Origin of the sequence: Nitrosomonas sp. H1_AOB3 (genome assembly GCF_015709435.1) — a bacterium.
In the GTDB taxonomy this organism is placed as follows: domain Bacteria; phylum Pseudomonadota; class Gammaproteobacteria; order Burkholderiales; family Nitrosomonadaceae; genus Nitrosomonas; species Nitrosomonas europaea.
This window is the reverse complement of the sequence record NZ_CP054389.1, coordinates 360,342-378,088: the sequence shown is the minus strand read 5'-3', so window position 1 is coordinate 378,088 and position 17,747 is coordinate 360,342. Positions and strand designations below refer to the sequence as shown.

The following is a 17,747-nucleotide window of genomic DNA, read 5'->3' as shown; positions in this document are numbered from 1 at the left end:
AGCAGTAATCGTATATTTCTATTGCTTCCTGGCAGCAGATTCCCTGGCGTTCAATACTTTGATGACCTGGTCAGTGATATCGATGCGAGCGCTCCGATAAACCGAATCCTGCAACTGCAGGATCAGATCATAGGACTGCTTCTCTGCAAGCTCCCTGATCACCTGATTGATACGCTCCAGAATCAGACCATATTCCTCATTCTGGCGCAAACTCAGATCTTCCCGCATCTGCTGCTGTGCACGCTGATACTGTCGACTGAGACCGGCGAGTTCACGTTCCTTCAGACGCCGTTCTTCTTCATCCACAGTGCCCGTATTTTTTTCCAGCTCCTGCTGCAATGCTGTAATCTGCGCAGAAAGTTCCCTGATGCGTGCATCGCGTGCCTGAAATTCCCGTTCTATCTTTTTCTGTGCCTCGATAGCAGGCATCGATTCCCGTAAAACTTTCTCGGTATTGACCACTCCGATCTTGATTTCTCCGGCAGACGAATGTACCGGGAGAACGAACATCATCGTAACAACGAATACCTTCACGAACCGGAAAAACATTCCCTGCCAGTATTGATCCAACGGGTATCTCATTGCTTTCAGATAATCTCTTCTCTGATTCAGAAAGTTTGTCCGAACTGAAACTGAAAACGCTGCAACTTATCACCCGACTGATTATTGAGGGGTTGTGCAACACTGAATTTGAGCGGCCCCATGGGTGAGATCCAGGTTGCAGCCAGTCCGGCGGAATAGCGGAAATCATCAAAACCCAGACCGGAGAATGAATTGACAATCGTTCCTCCATCTGCAAACGCACTCAGACGAACCGACTTGTCTTCCTTCATAAATGGCACCGGAAACAATACTTCGATATTCCCTACGATACGCTTGCTGCCACCCAGTACCCGGTCATCGCTGTCACGCGGCCCCAATGTATTGATGTTGTATCCCCGGACAGAGTTGAAACCGCCTGCAAAGAAATTCTTGAAAAAGGGGAGTGGCTTGTCGGAATAGCCGTCCCCAACGCCCACTTCGCCATTCAGCATCAAAGTGAACATTTTGGTGACAGGAAAGAACCATCGCTGCTCATAACTGACTTTGTAATAATTCAGGTCACCAAACGGCAAACCGAATTCGCCGAACAGCCGCTGTGTCAGCCCGGATGTCGTCCAGATAGCACTGTTACGGCGATCACGTGCCCAGCTCAAGGTAATCGGAAGATTATTGGAAGTCTTGCCGAATTGATCGACGAAATCTTTGAATCGTTGCGGACTATCATCACGCAAATCAATTTTAGTGTGTTCATATCCCAAACCTAATGAAACGATATCATTCTCTGCAACGGGAATACCAAACCGTATATTGGCACCAGTCGTATCAGTATTGAACATCCCCACGCTACTCAAGGAACGGGTATTGATATCACGTTTGAATGCTTCCAGACCGAGACTTACCCCGTTGATCGTATAGTAGGGATTGTTGAATGAAGCAGAGATGACCTTGTTAACGCTACCAGTATTTACCTGCAGACTTAAAAAGTTACCCGTTCCCAGAATATTGTTCTGGGCAATCGATCCGTTCAGAATGATCCCTTCGCGATCAGAATAACCGGCACCAAACATGATTGCTCCGGTCGGTTTTTCAACCACATTGACGTTGATATCCACCTGATCCGGAACATCTGCCACCGGGGGGGTTTCAATATTCACGCCAGTAAAGAAATCCAGCCTGTCCACTCGCTGCCTCGAACGGTTGATCTGCTCGGTCGAATGCCATCCCCCTTCCATCTGCCGGAATTCACGACGGATCACCTCATCACGGGTACGTTCGTTACCACTGATATTGATACGTCTGACATAAACCCGGCGCCCCGGATCGATGAAAAAAGTAAATGCAGTCTTCCGGGTTTCCTTATCCAGTTCAGGTGAGGCATTGACATTGGCAAATGCATAACCGTCATTCCCCAGCCGGTCACTGATCAGCTTGATTGATTCGGTCAGTTTCTCGCGTACGAATATTCCACCGGGTTCAAGTTTGATCAGTTTACGTAATTCTTCCTCCGGCACGAGTAACTCACCGGCAAGTTTGATATCGGATACCGTATATTGAGGGCCTTCGGTCACATTGACCGTAATGTAGATGTCCTTCATATCCGGTGTAATCGAAACCTGCGTGGATTCGATATTGAACTCCAGATATCCCCGATCGAGATAGTAGGAGCGCAACGTTTCGAGATCCGCCGATAATTTCTGCTTTGAATACTGATCATCCTTGGTAAACCAGGTCATAAAACCCGGTGTTTTGAGACTGAACAGATCGACCAGATCATCCTCGGGGAAAACATGATTGCCAACGATATTGATTTGTTTGATACGGGCAGTCTTACCTTCCTTGATATCGAAGTTGATGCCGATACGGTTGCGCTCCAGCGGGGTGGTGGTCGTGGTGATTTTGACCGCGTACTTACCGCGACTGATGTACTGGCGTTTCAGTTCCTGTTCAGCTTTTTCCAGCAGCGAGCGGCTGAAAATGCGAGATTCCGACAAACCAGCCTGTTTCAAACCTTCTTTGAGCTTGTCTTTATCGAACTCTTTTGCACCATTGATGCTGATTTGAGCAATTGCAGGACGCTCCTGAACCTGCACAATCAGCAACCCGCCTTCAGATTTCAGTTTGACATCACTGAAAAAACCCGTGGCATACAATGCCTTGATGGCTGCACTGGCCTTTTTACTGTCGAGTACATCTCCAACCTTCACAGGCAAATAGCTGAATACCGTTCCGGCCTCGGTACGCTGGATTCCCTCCACCCGTATATCCCGGACTACGAGCGAATCATTCGCCATACAACCCAACGAATAAAGCGAAAAAAACAATATCAGGAACCTGAGTTTCATGGCTATTCAGAAACTAGACGAAGTAGATCATTATGTATTGCGAATATCATCAGGGTAACCAGCAGAACCACGCCGATCTGATGACCGATATACATGATTCTCTCGGGTAACGGTGCTCCCCGTACCATTTCGATCAAATAGTACATCAGATGTCCGCCATCCAGAACCGGGATCGGCAGGAGATTCAGCACCCCCAGGCTGATACTGATCAACGCCAGAAAACCCAGATAAGCAGCCAGTCCCATTTGGGCCGACTGGCCGGCATAGTTCGCGATGGTGATCGGCCCACTGATATTTTTCAGCGAAACATCGCCCGTAACCATTTTTCCGAGCATACGCAAAGTAAAGTAAGACATCTCCCAGGTTTTAGTCACTGCTTTAGCCAGAGCCATCGCTGGCGGGTAGCTGGTTTTCACCAGCAGCCCTTCCAGAAGTGCATGCTCGATTTTGGGCGTAATACCTGCCTTGCCGATTTCGGTACTTCCCTCGGAGACTGCTTCCGGCTGCAATGACAAATCGAGCTCCTGTCCGTCCCGGATCGCTTCAATCAGAAGTATGCGACCGGGACTTGAGCGTATCACCGTAACGACCTCTTCCCAGGTTGTAATCCCCTTTCCATTTATCGCTACGATCCTGTCACCTGTCTCGAGGCCAGCATGCTCTGCCGCACCGCCAGCCATCACCTGGTCGATCACCGGAGCGATGATCGGCTGATAGGCACTCAAACCCAATTTTCCCAGAAAATCTTTTTCGATATCTTCTGCACCAAGACTGCTCAAATCAAATCTGAGCTGGCGTGAAATTCCACTTTCACCCGTCACCGTTATCCTGACATCAGCATTTTTATCCACCGCATTGTCCAGCAGCAGCAGTCGTGCTTCCTGCCAAGTGGTAATTGCCTGATCGCCGATTCCGGTAATGGTATCTCCACTCCTGAAACCGGCCACAGCGGCAGGCGTTGCGGGTTCGATTTCCCCCAGTATCGGCTTCACGCCACTGACTCCAAGTATGAAAAGCAGCCAGTACAGCAGGATGGCCAGCAGAAAATTGGCAACAGGTCCTGCTACCACGATAGCAAAACGTCTGGAGACGGGTTGGTGATTAAATGCACGATGGCGTTCGCCGGCTGGAACCTGCCCCTCATGCTCATCCAACATCTTGACATATCCCCCCAGCGGAATCGCTGCAACCACCCATTCTGTCTGGTCATTGCCCAAACGTTTTTTGAAAAGGGGCTGACCAAAACCGAGCGAGAAGCGCAAAACCTTGACACCACACCAGCGGGCGGCCAGATAATGACCGAGTTCGTGAAAAGTGATCAGCAGGCCAAGTGCGATTACGAATGCAAAAATCGTTGCGAGCACTGTCATGTCAGAATGTATGAGGATTATCCGTTTTACTGCCCGGCACTGAGTGAGGATGCTGGCTTTCCTGGTTGCCCTGTACTTTGCCGGATGTTACAAGCCAGCCATTCACGAGCTGTTGCGCGCGCCTGCAAATCAGCCAGGAGCACACCTTCCAGATCAGGGACATCCCGTCTTTCCGTTGATTTCATCACGTCCTCGATCATCACGGGAATTGCAGTAAAGGGTATTCTACCAGCCAGAAAAACTTCGACAGCCACTTCGTTGGCAGCATTCAGCACTGCCGGCATATTACCTCCCGCTGCAAGCGCTTCGTACGCCAGCCTGAGACAGGGAAACCGCTTGAAATCTGGGGATTCGAAATCCAGCCGCGCAACCTTGAACATATCCAGGGATTGCACACCACTTTCCATTCTTTCAGGATAACTCAACGCGTGTGCTATCGGTGTACGCATGTCCGGATTGCCAAGTTGGGCGAGTACCGAGCCGTCGATATATTCAACCATTGAGTGAATAACGCTTTGCGGATGGATAACCACCTGAATCTTCTCTGGCTCGGCGTTAAACAGCCAGTGAGCTTCGATGACCTCCAGCCCTTTGTTCATCATGGTAGCTGAATCAACCGATATCTTTCTGCCCATTACCCAGTTGGGATGCGCGCAGGCCTGTTCTGGTGTCACAGTTTCCAGCATTTTCAAATCCACTGTGCGGAAAGGCCCGCCCGAAGCGGTCAGCAATATCCGACGCACCCCCGATCCCGCCAGATCTCCATTGAAATGTTGTGGCAAGGATTGAAAAATCGCATTGTGTTCACTGTCTATCGGCAGCAGTGTCGCATGGTGCTGTCTGAGCGTATCCATAAAGACACGCCCCGCCATCACCAGTGTTTCCTTATTGGCCAGAAGAATATGTTTTCCCGTCCGTGCAGCAGCAAGCGTAGGCCGAATACCAGCTGCCCCGACAATCGCAGCCATAACCGTATCGATCTCCGGCAGGGATGCCACTTTCTCCAGTGATTCGATGCCTGAAAGCACCCTGGTATCCAAACCCGCTGCATGCAATCTATCCTCCAGCTGTTCGGCACTCTGTGCATCGAGCATCACAGCGTATGGCGGATGAAACTGTATGCACTGCTCAAACATTTTTTCAACATTCCTGTCAGCAGTCAGCGCAACTACCTGATACAGGCCAGGATGCCTGGCCACTACATCCAGCGTACTTTCACCGATGCTACCGGTCGAACCCAATATGGTCAGATGACGGGTTTTGGTCATGATTCAGTCGAATAAAATAAAATGGCCGCAAGAGCGGCAACGGGAAGAACGGGCAGTAATGCATCAATACGATCCAATACCCCGCCATGACCGGGAAGTATGGTGCCACTATCCTTGACACCGGCCTGCCGTTTCAACAGTGATTCATACAAATCACCCACTATTCCCAGCACCGCAAGCAGGAGTAACAGAGGAATCAACCAGCCAACCAATGCCTGATCTTTATGTACCGAATAAAACCAGACCAGTGCATAAACCAGTACCCCGATCAATGCGGCAGCTACTCCTTCCCAGGTTTTGCCCGGGCTGATCCGGGGTGCAAGCTTGTGTTTGCCATAGGCACGCCCAATGAAATAAGCAACACTGTCTGATACCCACACCACCCCCATAAACCCAAGCAGCAACAGCGGATCCATTGCACGAAGCTGATAGAGCGACAAGCATGCCGGCAGTAAAACCAGCCAGCCAATGGACATGAGCACCCATATATTACGGATCGGCCGGTTCATCGCCAACTGGAAAGGTACTGCCAGCAGCCAGAAAACGGCAGATGCGGCATAAAACCAGACCATCGATGAATCTGCCGGATTTTTGGATAACACCACACTGACCAGAAACAGCAGTTCCCCCCCCAGCAAGGTAGTCAGGATCATGTACAGAACAGTCTGGCCAACTGAAAACTGCCCCAGGCGGCACCACTCCCGTGCCGCAGTAACAGTCAGTCCCAAAAGCAATACAGCCCAGAAAATATCCGGCAGATAAAATAATGCCGCCAGGAAGGCGGTCAATAGTATGAATGCGGTAAGGAGTCGGGTGCTAAGCATGAAAACGGGTAAATCCCGTTGGTTGGATAATGACGGTTAAACCCGGTCTTCGTTCGAGACCGTATTTTTATTTTCCTGCTGGCCGGCAATCTGTTCACTTGTCCGCCCGAACCGGCGCTCACGTTTCCGGTAGGATGCAATTGCCTCATCAAGGGCCGATGCATCAAAATCCGGCCATAACGTATCGGTAAAATACAACTCGGTATAGGCAAGCTGCCAAAGCAGAAAATTACTGATCCGACATTCACCTCCCGTCCGGATGAACAAATCCGGCTCGGGAGCATCGGCCAGCGCCAAGTGCCTGGCAATATCAGGTTCATCGAAATTCGCAGCCGAATCCGGGTTCTCGGCAATCATTTTGCGTACAGCCTGCATGATATCCCAGCGCCCTCCATAATTTGCTGCCACCGTAAAATTCAATCGGCTATTCCCGGCTGTAAGCGCCTCGCCCTGTTGAACAAAATCGACTATTTTAGGATCGAATTTTGAAATATCACCAATTACCCTGAACCGGACTCCATTTTCATGCAGTCCAGTCACTTCCCGTTCAAGGGCAACCAAAAACAACTGCATCAGCAACTTGACTTCTTCTGCGGGCCTGCGCCAATTTTCACTGCTGAACGCAAAAATTGTCAGATGTGAAACACCTCTCTCGATACAGGCTTTGATTGTACCTCGTACCGCTTCAACACCCTGCGTATGCCCCGCTATCCTTGGCAGGAAACGCTTCCTGGCCCATCGCCCATTACCATCCATGATAATGGCGATATGCTTGGGTATCGCACCGGTTTCCGGAATTCCACGTGTCGAACTTGGGGTTAGGGGCATGAATCAGACAGCCATCAGTTCTGCTTCTTTGGTCTGAAGTAACTTATCCACCTCAGCAATATAACGATCTGTCAATTTCTGGATTTCATCTTGTGCACGCCGATCCTCATCTTCGGCAATCAACTTATCCTTCAGTAATTCTTTCAGATGGGCATTGGCATCACGCCGAATATTCCTCATCGCAACACGTGCAGCTTCAGCCTCCGTTTTGACTATTTTGGTCAGATCCTTGCGCCTTTCTTCTGTCAAAGGAGGCATGGGAACTCGTACCATATCACTTACCGTCATAGGATTCAGGCCTAGATCGGAATCACGTATCGCTTTCTCAATCGCTGAGAATATTTTTTTATCCCACGGGATGATACCAATGGTTCGTGCATCAGCCAAGGTCACGTTGGCCAATTGTTTGATCGGAGTCGGGGTACCGTAATAATCAACCATGATGTGATCCAGCAAGCCCGTGTGGGGACGTCCGCTTCTTACCTTACTGAAATCGACTTTGAGTGCATCCAGGCTTTTCTGCATTTTCTGCTCTGCAGATTTTTTTACATCAGCAATCATATTTAAGTGGGTTTATTGATATTGAAGTGTATCGACAGCAACCGGCACAGACCCCGCCGTTATTGTGCTAATAACATAAAACCATTCCCGCAGACATCGCAGAATTCAAACGAATACCGATGTCCCTTCGTCCTCGCCCATGATAACCCGTTTGAGTGCCCCGGTCTTGAAAATACTGAATACGTTGATGGGAAGTTTCTGATCCCGGCATAAAGTCAGTGCAGTAGCATCCATCACTTGCAGGTTTTTACTGATCGCCTCATCGAAAGTCAGGCTCTGGAAACGCTGCGCATCCTTGTTCTTCAGCGGATCACTAGTATAGATCCCATCCACCTTGGTCGCTTTCAGGACGATATTGGCATTCATCTCCATGCCACGCAAAGCAGCCGCCGTATCCGTAGTAAAAAAGGGATTGCCCGTCCCCGCAGCGAACACGACCACTTTACGTTCATCCAGATAACGCAAAGCCTTACCACGAACATAAGGCTCGACAACCTGATCTATCCGTAAAGCTGACTGCACACGTGAAACAACCCCGTTTCGTCTCATCGCATCGTGCAAGGCCAAGGCATTCATGGTGGTAGCGAGCATCCCCATATAATCAGCCGTTACACGATCCATTCCATCTCCCGCAGATTTCATACCACGAAAAATATTGCCTCCGCCTACCACGATCGCAACTTCAACACCGAGCTGCAATACTCCAGCAACCTCGACTACGATATGTTCAACTACCGCGCGATCGATGCCATAGTGGCCATCGCCCATCAGAGCTTCGCCCGACAATTTCAATAAAATACGTTTATAGACGACTGGCATACATGCCTATGAACAGGAGATTTATCGTAAAGTTCTTCTGGAGATCAAGCACGTCGTAGCTTTCAACGCTAAAAAAGCCAACCTGCTCATGACGATCAGTCATTATTTTCTTGAATTCAACTAAAACCAAGCCAATCCCCAGAAGAAAACCTTCTTATTTGGACTGGGTTACCTGCGCCATGACCTCGGCCGCAAAATCATCGGATTTCTTCTCGATCCCTTCACCAACGATATACAGCGTAAACCCACTGACTTTGGCAGATTTTGTCTTTAACAATTTCTCGACAGTCTGATCCGGATCTTTGACGAAAGGCTGGCCAAGTAAAGTCACCTCTGCCAGATACTTGGCAATTCGTCCTTCTACCATTTTCTCGATGATATTGGCAGGTTTGCCGCTTTCTGCCGCCTGGGCGGTAAATATCTGGCGCTCACGCTCAAGTGCGTCGGCAGGTACCTGATCGCTGGATACACACACCGGCTTGCTGGCCGCTATATGCATGGCCAGATCCTTACCCAGCGCCTCATCGCCCCCTGCATAGTCAATCATCACACCAATTCTGCTTCCATGCAGATACATTGCGAGATGATCTTTAGTCTGGTAGCTGATTCCGCGGCGGATACTGATATTCTCGCCCAGCTTCATGACCAGAGCCTTGCGGACAGACTCAATCGTTTCTCCCTCAGCTATAGACATATCCTCCAGCAACGCTGTATCCGATATATTTTTGTCTGCCATCAGCCTTGCCAGATTGCCGGCAAAATTAATGAAATCTTCATTCTTGGCAACAAAGTCGGTTTCACAGTTGACTTCCACCAGGGCTCCCTGTTTGCCATCTGCCGTAACAAACCCGCTGATGACTCCTTCTGCAGCAATACGGCCAGCCGCTTTACTCGCCTTGGCTCCGCTTCTGATTCGTAACAAATCCTCGGCTGCTTTCATGTCTCCGTCAGCTTCGACCAGCGCCTTCTTGCACTCCATCATGCCAAGGCCGGTAAGCTCACGCAGTTCTTTAACCATGCTTGCGGTAATTTCCGCCATACTGACTCCAAATCAAGTTAATACGAAAAATTTCGAATGCTCTTATTCAGAAAGTGCACTGACAGCGTGTTTACTCACGCACCCGCAGATTGATCTCTACCCGACATGATTTCATCGTCAGACTTACTCATTTCGATAATTTCCTGAACGGACTGGTTACGTCCTTCCAGAATGGCATCCGCCATCGCACGCGCATAAAGCCGTATAGCCTGACTGGAATCATCGTTACCCGGCACCACATACCGGACACCTGCCGGACTGTGATTGGTATCCACCACGCCCACAACCGGAATCCCCAGCTTGTCCGCTTCCACGATTGCACCTTTCTGATAACCGACATCGATCACAAACATGGCATCCGGCAAACCTTTCATTTCCTTGATACCACCAAGACTGTTATTCAGCTTTTCCAATTCACGCTGAAAATCAAGAGCTTCTTTCTTCGTAAGTTTGTTCAGCGTTCCGTCCTGTACCATTTTCTCCATATCCTGCAGGCGTTTGATCGACTGCCTGATCGTTTTGAAATTGGTCAACATCCCGCCCAGCCAGCGCTGATTGACGTAAGGAGCACCACATCGTATTGCTTCTTCCATGACGATGTCACGGGCCTGACGTTTGGTTCCCACGAAAAGAATCGTCCCCTTGTTTGCTGTCAATCGGCGGGCATAGTCCAGCGCCTCTCTGAGCATTACGAGCGTATGCTCAAGATTAACGATATGGATCTTATTACGCTGGCCGAAAATATAGGGGGCCATTTTCGGATTCCAGAAACGGGTCTGATGACCAAAGTGAACGCCCGCTTCCAACATTTGCCGCATAGTAACTGACATGAACTCTCCTTAGGGTTAACCGCAACTTATCGACATACTTCCTTACGAAGACACCCTATCCTGATAAGTGTGCGTTGTAGATTGTGTATTAAAAAGGTTAATAAAAAAATTTCCCGCTCCGGGAAATTGCTACCTATATAAACAGACCAGGAGCGCGCGCGATTATAACATGGCACACTCTGCACTCAAGAAAAGTCATCCTGCAACACCACTGAGAACCTCTGATCAATCCATCGAATTGCCGATCATACGATTCAGTTTGCCGAGATCATGCAAGGTGACATGCTTGTTGTTAACCGTGATAAGACCTTCTTCCTGCAGTTTGGAAAACGACCGGCTGACCGTTTCCAGCTTGAGTCCCAGATAACTGCCGATATCTTCTCTGGTCGCTCGCAAAATAAAATCGGTCGACGAGTACCCTCGCCTGGCCAGACGAGTGGACAGATTGAGCAAAAATGCAGCCAGTCTCTCTTCCGCCCGCATACTGCCCAGAAGCATCATCACTCCTCTATCCTGCACAATTTCACGACTCATGATCTTGTGGAACTGGCTCATCAGCGAAGGAATACTTCGTCCGATCTCTTCAAGTTTTATGAAAGGTACTTCACAAACTTCACTGTCGACGAGCGCAACTGTGTCGCAGGTATGCTTCTCCGGACTGATCGCATCCAGGCCCAGCAACTCGCCGGTCATGTAGAAACCGGTCACCTGCTGGCGTCCATCCACTCTCAAGGTATAGGTCTTGAAAGAGCCATTTTTTACGGCATAGAGAGATCTGAAATCAGCCCCGGCATGCAACAGATATTCCCCCCGCCGTACTCTGAGCTTATGGTTGGTCAGATTGCCAACATACTCTATTTCTTCATCAGTCAACCCCACCGGCAGACACAATTCACGAAGGCTGCATGTCGTACAGCTGGATCTTTGTTGTGGTGCCGTGGGGTGGCCGGGTATTGCGCAGTTATGCAAAGCTGACTCCTACCTTCGTCAGGAAATTTTAGTACGATTGTCTCAGGAAAATCCGATTCGATCCTGATTATCGGGTGACACTGTTCTCCAGCACATACTCCGCCAGATTCTGCACTGAATCTCCCGTCAAATTTGGAAAAGCAGGCATACCGAATCCCTTTCCGTTCGTTACTCTTTCAATAATGGCCTCCTTATTGGCCATCTCGGATCTCAGTATCATTACCTTGCCATTCACTGGTGTATGACACTGCACGCAGGCTCCCTTGAAGATTTTTTCACCTGTCGCCCCTGCCGGGGGCATATAGTCGTTTTTTCTGGCACAGCCAGCCAATATAAACAGCAGGCAACCAGAAAGTATCATGATGGATAAAATGAGTTTCATTTTTACGACATCTCTCAGGGATCGCACTTCCAAAGAAAACAGCCAGATATGCAAATAATTATTTAAGTTTAGCACATTTGCCGTTTTACCAAACTGTAAACGAATAAAGTCTATAAAATTTAATAAGTTATTAAACCATTGTCCGGCATGATAAGTGCATAACATCCCAGATAAAAGATCCGCAACCAATCAGCCCTAAAAATTCACGCGCACTCCCACCAGCCCGGAACGTCCAGGCAACGGTGCCCGATCTTTCAAAAAAGAAGTGTGGCGTCTCGCCTCTTCATTCAGCAAATTGGCACCTCGTATGAACAGGTTGTAATTCATCTTTCCCCAGTCAAACCGGTAATCCAGTTGAACATTCAGCATAGTGTAACCGGCGGTGTCTGTTTCGAGCAGAGCGATATCCGCCTGTTTATGCACCCGCATTACGTCAATCCGACCTCGCCATGGACCGTAAGCATAATCAAGTGCCCCTCCAAAACGAAATGGTGTCATGCGCGGTAAATATCCTCCTGATGACAGCCGCCCGCGGACATAATCAGTCCACAAGCGCAGATCCAATTTACCGCGACGATCACTCAGCAGATGAGCAATCGTCTCAAATTCCATCCCCAGAAAATTTGCATTATTTTGACGGTACTTCAATAACAAATACCCATCTTCATCTGGCCTGCCTTCCATATTGACCCGATCTGGCAGGCCGTCACCCGTCAGATCCAATTCTTGCTGAAAAATGAAATCATCGACCAGCTTGGCAAACAGATTCAGAGTCCAGTCCAGGCTGCCACCCTTTTTACGCAGAAATAAATCAAAATTGCTGGATTTCTCTCGAGTGAGAGAGGTGTCACCTCTTTCAAACGTACCAGTAGCCAGGTGTGCTCCGTTGGAAAATAATTCTTCCAGTGCCGGCGCGCGTTCTGTACGAGAAATATCACCACCTACAGAATAACCATCGCCGAATTTTCGGATCACTCCGCCGGAAATACTGAATGCATCGTGACTGGTCTCGAAGCCATCATCTTTGCGTTTTGTCCGCTGGTGCTCGAAACGCCCGCTCATCTCAAAATGCCAGCGCCCGACATCCCGTCTTTCCAGCAAGAACACTCCCAGCGAATCCATTCGAGAACTGGGAACAAATGCTTCTTCTCCGAGGGTGGCAAGATCCCGGTTCTGATACTGAAATCCCAGCACACCCTTCCAGCCGGCTAACGGCTGATGCAGCATTTCAACACGGCCATCCCATTCACGATTCATCAACAACGTCCCGACCTCATCACCTTCCGATTCCTTGTGCACATGGTTGTTATACCCCCAGCGTGTTTTTATTTTCTGCACTCCAGGCAGAGGATGATTTACTGCCCCTTTGATATCGAAACGTGTCTGTTTTTGTCTGATCCGTGCTCCCTTTCCTTGCTCGTGGTTATGGCTATCGTGGTCGTGGTCGTGGTCGTGGTCGTGGTCGTGGTCGTGGTCGTGGTCGTGGTCGTGGTCGTGTCCGGGAACACCATAATTATTAACAAAACGGCTGACTGCAACTCCTAGAAATCCCCGTTCACCGACATAAGACAAGCCACTGGAAAAATTCGTTGTCCGGACATCGCTATTCTCAAGCACACCTTTTTTTGCGTCGGATCCCGGTTTAAGTTCTGCATATCCTGGAATCGAATAATCCCCGGTATGCCGTTTCATCCCGTCCAGGTGCCAGGCAAAACGCCCTGCTCCTGCATTCAACCGGAATGCCCCGGTAAAATCATCCGCAACCGAGTTGTAATGGGTATACAGATCGCCCCCTGCTTCATCAGGCAGCCGCTCAGGTATCCGGTGGTTAACGATATTCACCACCCCACCGCTGGCACCGGAGCCATAAAGCAGAGCCGAAGATCCGCGAAAAATCTCAACCTGATCGGCAAACAGCACTTCTGCCGCCACGGCATGATCCGCGCTGATCGTGGAAACATCCATCGTACCGATACCATCCTCCAGCACCCGTACTCGCGCTCCGCTCAGACCACGGATTACCGGACGACCGACCGCCGGACCAAAATCACTGGAAGAAACCCCCAGTTCCTGAGAAACCGCTTCACCAATATTGCGCAAATCGCGTGTTTGCATACGTTCCCGCTGCAAAACCGACACAGGCTGAGCGATATCCGCCTGGTCTCCACTTAAAGGATCAGCCGTTACAACCACCGGTTTAAGTGATGTTTTGATCGATGTGCGATCCGTTACTTCAGATTCACGAACCGGACTGTTTGTTACTTCCTGAGCACAGACACAAAACGATAATCCTGTAAAAGTTATCAGGCCGATTAAGGCTTCCAGTTTTTTCACTTATTTATGTTTCCCGGTTTTTATTTATCGTTTTTTACATGTCAACACCCAATTGCCTGTTGATACCAGCAACAGATGACAAAAACAGACACGGAGGAAGAAATGCTGCATAAATACCCCTATCCGGGGCAGATGTATGATTCGGTTGGTGCGTACCTGCAGAAACCCCATAGCCGCAACATTGTTGCAATTATAGACACAACAATAGCCAAAACGCAACTATGTTGCAATTAATATCACGACATCACTGGCTCATCATGGCGCGACCGCAATCAGCGCAGATACCCTTGATATTGAGTTCGATGGAATCGATAGAGAAGTTAGAGGGCAGCTCTTTTGGCAAAACCGGCTGAACCTCCGGAAGGCAAAAAACTTTATGACAATGGTGACATTGAAAGTGGGCGTGACGATGCATGGATTCACTGCGTGTAACCTGAAAACGCCAGGCTCTGCCGGCCCCAGCTACTTTATGCACCAAACCCTGGGTAACCAGCCAATCCAATGCACGGTATACAGTAACCCGGTCAAATGCACCAAGTTGCTGCAGATGTTCTAATACTTCGCTATGGGAAAGCACATCCTCGGCATTTAGCAACACGCCCAAAACCGCACTGCGAACCGGAGTCGAACGCTTCCCGGCGTTTTGTATCAATTGCTCGGCAATATCCATACTGACTAAGCTACCGGTAATAGCAGGCCATCGTCAAACGATCTCGCTATAGTAAGAGTACAGGCCAGCGCCTCAACCGAGAGCATGAGTCTTCCTGGTATATGGAAAGCAGTAGAAAATGAATATGTCAAAGCTGAAAATACCGTAAAAACTGCCTGCACCAGATTAAAACCGTCACCGGGAATACTCTGCCAGTACCGTTTTCCGTAAGCCACACTGTTGTATAAACCGGGCGCTTATACTATCATCCAAAGCTTCTCAGCAAACTAACTTGAGGAAAAAACCATGAAATATGTATATTTATTGATCGCATGCACGACTATTGCATTAAGTGCCTGCGGGGAGAAAAAAAGCCTTGATGGACACTCAATGGAAAAACCACCTCCCTCTGCTTTTATAGAACGTGATTCTGCCCCTGATCTCGACAAGACTGAGGAAGCGACAGAAGACACATCTTCACCAGAAGAAAAGAATTAATTTTAAATTCTATTCAGGGCGCATGTAGCAGCATCACCACCCATAGATTCAGGTGATGTGACATGAGGCCATGCATAGCCTTTTCCTCGAAAAATTGCCACACCGATGGATAAAGGCTATGCAGTGAAAACAAACCGGCAGTACCTTCTTTTTTCGTAGAAATACAAATTCAACCGGCTTTGCCATCCACGCGAGCCCGCCAATAAATTGGCGCATACTTGATCACCCACAGCAGAAAACAGCTCAGCCACACACCGCTTGCAATCAGATAAAACTGGGGCGCCAAGGGTGCAACACCTGGAAAAATATCCGGAATCACTCTAAGCAGAACAACTACCTGAAAAGCAATAAACAGCAGCCATGTGAGATTGTCCAGCACCAGCGGAAAACCTCCGTGGCCCAATGTGACACGTGACGCCATCCCCAAAACCATGCTCGCAAAATAACCCACAGCCAGCATGTGCAGCGGCGCCAGTCCAAACCAGTAACGATCGCCGTCACTCAACCAAAACAGCATACCTTGCAATCCGAAAAACAGCATTGCAATCCCCAGCCAGGCAAATGAAATATGCAGCACCGCCAGTAGTCGCACACGAAAACTGCGGAAAAACCGCCAGATATAACTGAGATAAAATGCACAGCCGGCAAGCAGCATATCTGCCCACCAGACATATTCCTGCAGGCCGGCCAGTTGAAGTGCGCCGTGTACCACCGTACAACCAACCATCAGCCACAACAGCCCGAATGGTCGAACCACGACATAATTCTCCAGCACGCGGCTCGAAAAAAACGGGATCATCCGGTGCGATACCGTCATCAGAATCGGCAGCATAAAGAACCAGATACCGGCCTGGCGCGAGAAATCCAGCATTTCCCTGCCGTCCGTCAACACCCATAACGCATAGGCACACAATCCCAGCCATCCGGCAATAAATGCCATACCGGCCACCCAGGCATGGCGCTTATCCCCGGCCGGTGCTGTAAACAGCACATGAAACAGGATAATAATGGCATACGCCCACCCGGACAGCATCAGCAGCAATCCGGCAGATAGCAGAAATTTACCGGCAATCAGTCCGGCATAGAACAGGACGACACCGGCTGCCATCAGCAGGCAGACCGTCATATACTGATTGGCCTTGATTTTCTCGCCATTCATCCAGTTAGGAAACGTAGTAAACAAAAATCCCAGAATGAAAAAGGGGAAAAATGTGTACACCATCAAAAATCCATGCACCCAGATCGGCATGATGCTCGAAAAACTTACGCTTTCCATCAATCCGGCACGCCCGGCCAGTTCTATCACCCACCACAGGATGGTCAACACCGCCTGAAAAGCTCCCATAAGAAACAGGCTGCGATGAGGTGCTGCCGAAAGATACTTCCAGATTGTTCCCGATTTATTCATAAGATTTTCCTGTAAAACCCAATAAGAAATTGATGCTCACGCATGTCCGCGCCTGTCGGGCTATTTTTATCATGGCCGTAATTTGCTATGATGAGAAGCCACGTAATTACACACTTTTCGATGCCCAACATTGATCTGCACAGCCATTCGACTATCTCTGACGGTATGCTGCCACCTTCTCGCTTGCTAGCGCACGCTGCTGTGCGCGGTGTGAATGTACTGGCGCTGACCGACCATGACGACATTGCCGGACTGAGTGAGGCCAGTCGCAGCGCTCAGCAGGAAAATATCACATTGATCCGTGGTGTTGAAATCTCTGTTACCTGGCATGGCCGGACTTTGCATATTTTAGGACTTGGAATCAACCCTGAACATCCACCACTGGCCGAAGGACTGAAGAAGATCCGGGATGGCCGCATGGATCGGGCACGGGCAATCGCCGCACAACTGGACAAATTCGGCATTCATGGCAGTTTTGAAGGTGCCAGCGCCCAGGCGGGTACCAGCAGGCTGATCGGCCGCACTCACTTTGCCCGATTTCTGGTAAGTCAGGGATATGCTAAAAACGTAAAGTCTGTTTTCAAGAAGTACCTCGTAAAAGGTAAACCCGGTCATGTCTCTCATGTATGGGTCAGCCTGGATGAAGCCATCGGCTGGATTCGTGGCAGCGGAGGTCAGGCAGTCATTGCTCATCCAGCTCGCTATAAATTGAGCAATGACCTGCTCGAGCAGTTACTCTGCGAATTCCGTGAACTGGGAGGAGCAGGAATCGAAGTGGTCTCATCCAGCCATACTCCCGAGCAAACGCGGCAATTTGCGGCACTGGCCACCCGCATGAATCTGTATGCATCGTGTGGATCTGATTATCATGGCCCGGGAGAAAGCTACTTTGATCTGGGCAGACTACCTGCACTGCCTCCAGAATGCACTCCGATATGGAACGAATGGGAAATTCCTGATTACGCCGAAACCGGCGCAACAACCCCGAATGAACGATCAGAACAAACCGGGTTACAGTCCCCCGGCAAATCAGTCTGATAACAGCCAGTTCTAAACACCCGACGTTTTCCACCCATAACAGCT

The 17,747-nt window shown here is 49.4% G+C and carries 17 protein-coding genes; 2 read left to right on the top strand and 15 right to left on the bottom strand.

The window, feature by feature from the left end:
• Nucleotides 1-18: 18 nt before the first annotated feature.
• The 14 genes from HRU73_RS01835 to HRU73_RS01770 all read right to left on the bottom strand — a co-directional run bounded on the left by HRU73_RS01835 (nucleotide 19) and on the right by HRU73_RS01770 (nucleotide 14,779).
• Complete coding sequence (locus HRU73_RS01835) at nucleotides 19-513, bottom strand: OmpH/Skp family outer membrane protein (protein WP_324544521.1); 495 nt, start codon at nucleotides 511-513, stop codon at nucleotides 19-21.
• Nucleotides 514-608: 95 nt separating this feature from the next.
• Nucleotides 609-2,885 (bottom strand): outer membrane protein assembly factor BamA, encoded by a 2,277-nt coding sequence (bamA, locus tag HRU73_RS01830; protein WP_287399210.1) that lies wholly within the window; start codon nucleotides 2,883-2,885, stop codon nucleotides 609-611.
• 2 nt (nucleotides 2,886-2,887) lie between these two features.
• Nucleotides 2,888-4,255 carry an RIP metalloprotease RseP gene (rseP, locus tag HRU73_RS01825; protein WP_011112265.1) on the bottom strand — a complete coding sequence of 456 codons (1,368 nt, stop codon included), beginning with the start codon at nucleotides 4,253-4,255 and terminating at the stop codon, nucleotides 2,888-2,890.
• Nucleotides 4,256-4,281: 26 nt separating this feature from the next.
• On the bottom strand, nucleotides 4,282-5,523 hold the full coding sequence (ispC, locus tag HRU73_RS01820) for a 1-deoxy-D-xylulose-5-phosphate reductoisomerase (RefSeq protein ID WP_287399209.1): 1,242 nt from the start codon (nucleotides 5,521-5,523) through the stop codon (nucleotides 4,282-4,284).
• A complete protein-coding gene (locus tag HRU73_RS01815; protein ID WP_287399208.1) occupies nucleotides 5,520-6,347 on the bottom strand; it encodes a phosphatidate cytidylyltransferase in 828 nt (275 codons plus the stop codon). Before HRU73_RS01815 ends, ispC begins: the two co-directional genes overlap by 4 nt.
• Nucleotides 6,348-6,383: 36 nt before the next feature.
• Nucleotides 6,384-7,175, bottom strand: coding sequence for a polyprenyl diphosphate synthase (gene uppS, locus HRU73_RS01810; protein WP_287399207.1), 792 nt, complete (start codon nucleotides 7,173-7,175; stop codon nucleotides 6,384-6,386).
• A gap of 3 nt (nucleotides 7,176-7,178) precedes the next feature.
• Nucleotides 7,179-7,736, bottom strand: a complete 558-nt coding sequence (frr, locus tag HRU73_RS01805; RefSeq protein WP_011112269.1) for a ribosome recycling factor — start codon at nucleotides 7,734-7,736, stop codon at nucleotides 7,179-7,181.
• A gap of 105 nt (nucleotides 7,737-7,841) precedes the next feature.
• Nucleotides 7,842-8,555, bottom strand: a complete 714-nt coding sequence (gene pyrH / locus HRU73_RS01800) for a UMP kinase (RefSeq protein WP_011112270.1) — start codon at nucleotides 8,553-8,555, stop codon at nucleotides 7,842-7,844.
• A 154-nt stretch (nucleotides 8,556-8,709) separates the two neighbouring features.
• Nucleotides 8,710-9,594, bottom strand: coding sequence for a translation elongation factor Ts (tsf, locus tag HRU73_RS01795; RefSeq protein ID WP_287399206.1), 885 nt, complete (start codon nucleotides 9,592-9,594; stop codon nucleotides 8,710-8,712).
• Nucleotides 9,595-9,668: 74 nt separating this feature from the next.
• Nucleotides 9,669-10,424 carry a 30S ribosomal protein S2 gene (rpsB, locus tag HRU73_RS01790; protein ID WP_011112272.1) on the bottom strand — a complete coding sequence of 252 codons (756 nt, stop codon included), beginning with the start codon at nucleotides 10,422-10,424 and terminating at the stop codon, nucleotides 9,669-9,671.
• 225 nt (nucleotides 10,425-10,649) lie between these two features.
• The gene (gene fnr / locus HRU73_RS01785; RefSeq protein WP_011112273.1) at nucleotides 10,650-11,393 is read right to left on the bottom strand and encodes a fumarate/nitrate reduction transcriptional regulator Fnr; all 744 of its coding nucleotides are present in this window, start codon (nucleotides 11,391-11,393) and stop codon (nucleotides 10,650-10,652) included.
• 67 nt (nucleotides 11,394-11,460) lie between these two features.
• Nucleotides 11,461-11,940, bottom strand: coding sequence for a c-type cytochrome (locus HRU73_RS01780; protein ID WP_287399205.1), 480 nt, complete (start codon nucleotides 11,938-11,940; stop codon nucleotides 11,461-11,463).
• Nucleotides 11,941-11,970: 30 nt separating this feature from the next.
• On the bottom strand, nucleotides 11,971-14,109 hold the full coding sequence (locus HRU73_RS01775) for a TonB-dependent receptor (RefSeq protein WP_287399203.1): 2,139 nt from the start codon (nucleotides 14,107-14,109) through the stop codon (nucleotides 11,971-11,973).
• 244 nt (nucleotides 14,110-14,353) lie between these two features.
• Nucleotides 14,354-14,779, bottom strand: coding sequence for a Fur family transcriptional regulator (locus tag HRU73_RS01770; RefSeq protein WP_011112276.1), 426 nt, complete (start codon nucleotides 14,777-14,779; stop codon nucleotides 14,354-14,356).
• 285 nt (nucleotides 14,780-15,064) lie between these two features.
• Here HRU73_RS01770 and HRU73_RS01765 point away from each other — a divergent pair, with 285 nt between their 5' ends.
• Nucleotides 15,065-15,256 carry a hypothetical protein gene (locus tag HRU73_RS01765; protein WP_041356800.1) on the top strand — a complete coding sequence of 64 codons (192 nt, stop codon included), beginning with the start codon at nucleotides 15,065-15,067 and terminating at the stop codon, nucleotides 15,254-15,256.
• A gap of 169 nt (nucleotides 15,257-15,425) precedes the next feature.
• Here the strand turns inward: HRU73_RS01765 and HRU73_RS01760 are convergent, their stop codons facing one another.
• The gene (locus tag HRU73_RS01760) at nucleotides 15,426-16,664 is read right to left on the bottom strand and encodes an NnrS family protein (protein ID WP_281871814.1); all 1,239 of its coding nucleotides are present in this window, start codon (nucleotides 16,662-16,664) and stop codon (nucleotides 15,426-15,428) included.
• 120 nt (nucleotides 16,665-16,784) lie between these two features.
• Here HRU73_RS01760 and HRU73_RS01755 point away from each other — a divergent pair, with 120 nt between their 5' ends.
• Nucleotides 16,785-17,702, top strand: coding sequence for a 3',5'-nucleoside bisphosphate phosphatase (locus tag HRU73_RS01755; RefSeq protein WP_287399201.1), 918 nt, complete (start codon nucleotides 16,785-16,787; stop codon nucleotides 17,700-17,702).
• The last annotated feature ends 45 nt before the right edge of the window (nucleotides 17,703-17,747 follow it).

Excerpts from the sequence above, each read along its gene's own strand:
- HRU73_RS01835 (WP_324544521.1), bottom strand. The coding sequence starts at position 513 with ATGATGTTCGTTCTCCCGGTACATTCGTCTGCCGGAGAAATCAAGATC.
- bamA (WP_287399210.1), bottom strand. The coding sequence starts at position 2,885 with ATGAAACTCAGGTTCCTGATATTGTTTTTTTCGCTTTATTCGTTGGGT.
- rseP (WP_011112265.1), bottom strand. The coding sequence starts at position 4,255 with ATGACAGTGCTCGCAACGATTTTTGCATTCGTAATCGCACTTGGCCTG.
- ispC (WP_287399209.1), bottom strand. The coding sequence starts at position 5,523 with ATGACCAAAACCCGTCATCTGACCATATTGGGTTCGACCGGTAGCATC.
- HRU73_RS01815 (WP_287399208.1), bottom strand. The coding sequence starts at position 6,347 with ATGCTTAGCACCCGACTCCTTACCGCATTCATACTATTGACCGCCTTC.
- uppS (WP_287399207.1), bottom strand. The coding sequence starts at position 7,175 with ATGCCCCTAACCCCAAGTTCGACACGTGGAATTCCGGAAACCGGTGCG.
- frr (WP_011112269.1), bottom strand. The coding sequence starts at position 7,736 with ATGATTGCTGATGTAAAAAAATCTGCAGAGCAGAAAATGCAGAAAAGC.
- pyrH (WP_011112270.1), bottom strand. The coding sequence starts at position 8,555 with ATGCCAGTCGTCTATAAACGTATTTTATTGAAATTGTCGGGCGAAGCT.
- tsf (WP_287399206.1), bottom strand. The coding sequence starts at position 9,594 with ATGGCGGAAATTACCGCAAGCATGGTTAAAGAACTGCGTGAGCTTACC.
- rpsB (WP_011112272.1), bottom strand. The coding sequence starts at position 10,424 with ATGTCAGTTACTATGCGGCAAATGTTGGAAGCGGGCGTTCACTTTGGT.
- HRU73_RS01780 (WP_287399205.1), bottom strand. The coding sequence starts at position 11,940 with ATGTTATGCACTTATCATGCCGGACAATGGTTTAATAACTTATTAAAT.
- HRU73_RS01770 (WP_011112276.1), bottom strand. The coding sequence starts at position 14,779 with ATGGATATTGCCGAGCAATTGATACAAAACGCCGGGAAGCGTTCGACT.
- HRU73_RS01765 (WP_041356800.1), top strand. The coding sequence starts at position 15,065 with ATGAAATATGTATATTTATTGATCGCATGCACGACTATTGCATTAAGT.
- HRU73_RS01760 (WP_281871814.1), bottom strand. The coding sequence starts at position 16,664 with ATGAATAAATCGGGAACAATCTGGAAGTATCTTTCGGCAGCACCTCAT.
- HRU73_RS01755 (WP_287399201.1), top strand. The coding sequence starts at position 16,785 with ATGCCCAACATTGATCTGCACAGCCATTCGACTATCTCTGACGGTATG.